Here is a 5,461-nt window from a genome sequence, read left to right on the forward strand (position 1 = left end):
TCCGGCAACCAGCTACGGCTACATCAAGCCGGGCGCATGTATTCAAGGCACCGATGCCTTTCATATTGAGCGCTTTGCTGAAAAACCAGATGCGGAGACCGCCACGACTTACATTAACGACGGGTACCTGTGGAACAGCGGTTACTTTGCCTTCCGACCCGAAGTGATGCTGGCGGAACTCGAAACTTACGAGCCTGACATCGTTGAGGCTGCCCGTGCGGCTCTCGTGAGAGCAATGACCGACCTCGACTTCGTGCGGCTCAATAGGGAGGCTTTCCAGCAAGCGCCGAAGACGTCGATCGATTATGCCGTTATGGAGCGGACATCCAAATCAGGCGTACTGCCGGCCGAGTTCGCTTGGTCCGATGTTGGCACCTGGGATCTCTTGTGGCAGGCCTCTGATAAAGACGTGGATGGAAATGTGCTCAGAGGCCGGGTAGAAATACTCGAGGCCAGAAACAGCATCGTCCATAGCGAAGGGATGTTGACTGCGGTCATTGGTCTGGACGACGTGGTGGTCATCACTCATCAAGATGCGGTACTAGTAGCCTCCAGGGAGAAGTCCGAGCAGGTCAAGGACCTTGTTGCCCTGCTTCGAACCAAGAACCAGCCAGAAGCGGACGAACACATCCGCATGTACCGCCCATGGGGTTGGTATCAACGCATCGATCTCGGACTGCGCTTCCAAGTAAAGCGCATCTACGTCAAACCCGGCGGACGCTTGTCATTGCAGAAGCATTATCACCGGGCTGAACACTGGATCGTCGTGAAGGGGAGGGCCGAGGTAACTGTTGACGAAAAGGTGCTGGTTCTGCATGAGAACGAGGCGGCTCAGATCCCGATTGGCTCGGTGCACCGGCTTGCCAATCCGGGCCGGATTCCGCTTGAGATCATCGAGGTGCAGGTCGGCAGCTATACTGGAGAAGACGATATTGTGCGGATCGAAGACTCCTATGGCCGTTAAGTACCGCAAATTACCCGCGATGAGTATGGGGTGTCCATAAGCTGACCTCTCCCGTTACGAGAACAGTGACTTGGGACTGCGCGCAAGTTCTACGGTGCCTTATGTCGATTGATCGTGCATGTTGCACTGATCCGCGATAACCATTTCACAATGCCCGAGTGAATGGTTTCGGTGGCAGTGCATTGCAGCTAACCGCTCTAAAGGCGTGGTTCGCGGCAAGAGCACCCGGACGACCGTCAGCGATGCCTCGGCGCCGTGCCCGCGCGACCGGGTCGGGCTTCGTCTCTGTGGCTTTCGTGATCGACGCCTTCGCCCGCAAGATCGTCGGCTGGCGCGTGGCACGCTCGGCCCGGGCCGAGTTCGTGCTCGATGCCCTGGAGCAGGCTCTCCATGACCGGCAGCCTCTGCGGCGGGCTGGCCTCATTCATCATTCGGCGTCAGGGGAGTTCAATACGTGTCGATCAAGTACACCGAGCGCCTCGCCGAGGCCGGCATCGAGCCATCGGTCGGCAGTGTCGGCGGCTCGTACGACAATGCTCTGGCGAAAACCGTCATCGGCCTGTTCAAGACCGAGGTGATCCATGGGCGTGGTCCGTGGCGCTCCTGCGAGGCCGTCGGGTTCGCCACGCTCGAATGGGTCGATTGGTCAACAACCGGCGTCTGCTCGAGCCCACCGGCAACGTTCCACCCGCTGAAGCGGAAGCCGCCTACGATGCCCAGCTTGAGGTCATACCGATGGCCGCATAGAATCTAAGCTACCCAGCCTCCGGAAAAATCGGCGCGGTTCACACCACTCCAGACAGGGAAGCCACTCGGTTCTGTCAATTGTGTTCAGACTGTCGAGGTCGCGATGATGCACTACAAGGCCCTGAGTGGTTGCCGCCTCAATGCCCGGACTCTGTCGACGCAAAGACCGAAGCCGCCGCCAGAGGGCCCTCAACGTCATGACGCGGCTTGGCATGCCTGTGTCCCGGCGCATTGCCTGAACCCCAATGCCAGGGTGTGAATACGGCCATCATCCGAATTGCGCACCAAAGTCACCGTCCGTGGCTTTCGGAGCATGACGCAATTCTAATCAATCGTGCCGGCTTTGCCGATTTTCTTCTCTAAGGACAGTTTGAAGATCCTGCTCGACCATCTCACGGACGAGGTCCTCGAAACTCGTTCGATGTTGCCAGCCGAGGACTTGGTTCGCCTTTGATGGATCGCCGATCAGGAGATCGACTTCGGCCGGTCGGAAATACCGCGGGTCAATTTCAACCAGAACTTCGCCAGATTGCTGGTCGATACCCTTTTCGTTAACTCCCGAACCCTTCCACTCGATTGCTCTGCCCACGCTTGCAAACGACTTCTCCACAAACTCACGCACCGAATGCATTTCGCCTGTGGCAAGCACATAATCACTGGGTTCGAAGTGCTGCACGATCCGCCACATGCCGTCGACATAATCGCGAGCATGACCCCAGTCGCGCTTGGCGTCGAGATTTCCGAGATAGAGCTTTTTTTGGAAGCCGTGCTGAATTGCGGCCACCGCCCGGGTAATCTTGCGCGTGACGAATGTCTCGCCCCGGATTGGGCTCTCATGGTTGAAAAGGATGCCGTTTGAGGCGTGAATGCCATATGCCTCGCGGTAATTGACAGTGATCCAGTAGCTGTAGAGCTTGGCGGCTGCATAAGGCGAACGTGGGTAGAACGGCGTAGTCTCGGTTTGAGGCACGGCTTGAACCTTACCGTAAAGTTCCGAGGTGGAGGCTTGATAAAAGCGCGTCTTACCCTCAAGCTTGAGTATCCGAATGGCCTCAAGCACCCGCAACGCTCCGATGGCGTCGGCATTGGCGGTATATTCGGGCGTCTCGAACGACACCCGGACGTGGCTTTGAGCGGCAAGATTGTAGATCTCGTCCGGTTGAACTTCCTGGATGATACGTATGAGGTTCGTCGAGTCTGTCATCTCGCCGTAGTGTAGGAAGAAACGCACCCCTGCTTGATGCGGGTCTTGATAGAGGTGATCAATCCGTTCGGTGTTGAAGGACGATGAGCGCCGCTTCGTCCCATGGACGATGTAGCCTTTACTAAGCAGAAGTTCGGACAGGTAGGCACCATCCTGACCGGTAACGCCGGTGATGAGAGCGACCTTTTGCGTCATAATCTTCACCTATTCACAACAATCGGGCATTCTACGAGCAGCTCGGCTCGGGTGCGCTTCGTCAAGATGTTACGGGCTTTAGGGGTGGTAGGTTTGAATAGCAATAAAGCTTTTCTAAGTGGTCATTGCCGGCCTTGATGTTTCATCCGCCTGGAGGATGTAGTGTTGTTGCCCCGAAAGATCGGACAGGATCATCCCGGTTGCCGTGAGGCGATGAACTCACGCGGCGAACGATATCCAAGCGCCTTGTGCGGATGAAGCCTGTTGTAATGCTCGAACCATAAGGGAAGGCTCTCCATCACCGTTCGGGCATCCGGCGTCGGTCTCACCCAGACGTAGTCGCGATTGATCATGCGTACGACGGCTTCGGCCATGCCGTTGCTCGGCGGGCTCTGCACCGGTGTGGTCTTCGGCTCCAGCCCGGTTTCCCGTGCTAGGCTCCTCGTCTCATGGGCGATATAGCCCGAACTGTTGTCGGAGAGCCACTCAATCATCTGCGGCAGACGGTTCACCGGCCCGAAGCGGGACTCGACAGCCGAGATCATCCGGTCCTGCACGTCCTCGCCCTTGATGCCTTCTGTGGTGGCCACATGCCCCAGCATCTCGCGGTCACAGCAGTCGAGCGCAAAGGCCACCCGGACCTTCGCGCCGTTGTCACAGCCGATCTCAAACCCATCCGAGCACCAGCGCAGATTGGAGCGCTCCACGGCAACACGCCCGTCGCGCCGACGTGTCTTAGCTCCGCCAGCATGGCGCTGCAGCAGGAGGTCATGGGCCTTCATCACTCGACAGACCCGCTTGTGATTAGGCGCAGGACGACCCTGCTCACACGCCAGCTCGAGTTCTTTACGTTCGGGCGCATGATGCCGTTATAGAGGTAATGATAGGCGCCATGCGCCATCTGATGCTCGTGAGAGTGTCCCTCCCCGGCCCTAACAGGGAGGGAGTAGAAGAGGGTCGCGATGACAATGATCGTCATCACGACAGCTAAGGCGTTATTGAAGGCCGCCCAGATTTCGGCACGCCGCATCGAAGCCTCCTTTTCCCCAAGACCTACGCTCAGCCAGGTCGGCGTCTTGCCCTCAGTAGTCACGAACGCCGTCACCTGCAGCCGTACGGAGTTGCACCACCATAAGGTAATGATGATCGCGGGCGCACTCCACGCCAATTGCCCACGTGGCTGTCTCGATTACACCTTGGTATGGGCTGGCGATGCGCGTGGTATAAGCGGGGGATGTCACATCAACCAAGTAAAGGCCTTTCCCACGCGGGCTTCGCCTGCCTAAGTCCTTGGAAATGCACAATTGGTCATCCGCGCGAGGGGCAGTATGCGTACGTAAAACTCTTTCATGTGACAACGCCCTTCCGAGAAGTGCCAGAGCCTGACCTCAGGGGTGTTCCTGAGAACGGACCTTGGCACCGCATGTGGTCAGCCATTTGCGAAGAAATCCTCGAATATGCATCACTTTACCGGACGCAGAGCAGAATCGCCGAACAATCAAAATGCTTGCCGTTGAATACCACATCCTCCGTTGTCGGGATTTCAACCACAGTAGCTAAAACTCTGAAACAAACTGTCTGCGGCACAACCCAGCTCGGGTCTACTAAGGTGCGACAACATTCTCCCGGACATCGAGATCCCGATGCCATGTTTCTTCAGTTCCGTCTGATAGGCCGTTGAGCAATATTGACTGCCGCGATCCGCGTGATAGATCAGACCGGCTGATGGCCGTCGGATCGCCAGAGCCTTGCGCAGCGCCTCGAGCGCCAACTCCTTGTGCAGCCGGTCGCTCACCGCCCAGCCAACCACCCGTCGAGCAAACAGGTCGAGCACAATGGCCAGGTACAGCCATCCCTCGCTCGTCCACACGTACGAGATATCCGCGTTCTATTTCTGGTTCGGGCGCTCGGCCGAGAAGTCCTGCTCCAGTAGGTTGGGAGCAATAGGAAAGGCGTGGTGGCTGTCGGTGGTGCGCTTGAAGCGGCGCTTCTGGCGAGCCTTGAGGCCATTCTCGCGCATCAGCCGGGCCGCCCGACGGCGTCCGATCTGCACTCCCTCATCCTGCAGCTCGCGGGTCATGCGCGGGCTGCCGTAGGTTCCATTGGAGCGGGCAAAGGCCGAGCGAATGTGAGCCAGCAGCACCAGATCCTCGCGCTGGCGGCTACTGGCCGGACGGCTTCTCCAGGCGAAATAGCCGCTTGGGCTGACACCCAGAGCCTGGCACAGACGCGTGACGGGGAAGCCCTCTTTCGCCACATCGATGAACGTAAACTTCATCGACTTCCCTCCTTGGCGAAAATCTATGGACCGGCCGTGCGTTGCAAGAGGGCTGCTTTAGATTGGATGAGAG

Annotated in this window: 3 protein-coding genes and 3 pseudogenes; 2 read left to right on the forward strand and 4 right to left on the reverse strand. The window is 58.0% G+C overall.

Annotated elements, in window-relative coordinates; genetic code table 11:
• Together DC522_RS32295 and DC522_RS32300 are read left to right on the forward strand one after the other, a co-directional pair.
• Positions 1 to 964, forward strand: a 964-nt coding sequence (locus DC522_RS32295; RefSeq protein ID WP_116532523.1) for a mannose-1-phosphate guanylyltransferase/mannose-6-phosphate isomerase, incomplete at its 5' end; no start/stop codon positions are given.
• Positions 965 to 1,163: 199 nt separating this feature from the next.
• Positions 1,164 to 1,711: pseudogene (locus DC522_RS32300) on the forward strand (DDE-type integrase/transposase/recombinase); the annotation flags it as partial.
• Positions 1,712 to 2,039: 328 nt separating this feature from the next.
• Here the strand turns inward: DC522_RS32300 and gmd are convergent.
• The 4 genes and pseudogenes from gmd to DC522_RS32320 form a co-directional block, all read right to left on the reverse strand.
• Entirely contained in the window at positions 2,040 to 3,110 is a 1,071-nt protein-coding gene (gmd, locus tag DC522_RS32305; RefSeq protein ID WP_047190021.1) for a GDP-mannose 4,6-dehydratase, read from the reverse strand.
• Positions 3,111 to 3,301: 191 nt separating this feature from the next.
• Positions 3,302 to 3,979, reverse strand: a pseudogene (locus tag DC522_RS32310) (DDE-type integrase/transposase/recombinase); the annotation flags it as partial.
• On the reverse strand, positions 3,892 to 4,140 hold the full coding sequence (locus DC522_RS34475; protein WP_133239443.1) for a hypothetical protein: 249 nt from the start codon (positions 4,138 to 4,140) through the stop codon (positions 3,892 to 3,894). The gene DC522_RS34475 and the pseudogene DC522_RS32310, both read right to left, overlap by 88 nt.
• Positions 4,141 to 4,731: 591 nt before the next feature.
• A pseudogene (locus DC522_RS32320) lies at positions 4,732 to 5,409 on the reverse strand (IS3 family transposase); the annotation flags it as partial.
• Between the last annotated feature and the right edge of the window lie 52 nt (positions 5,410 to 5,461).

The organism is Microvirga sp. KLBC 81, assembly GCF_003075415.1.
Lineage (GTDB): Bacteria > Pseudomonadota > Alphaproteobacteria > Rhizobiales > Beijerinckiaceae > Microvirga.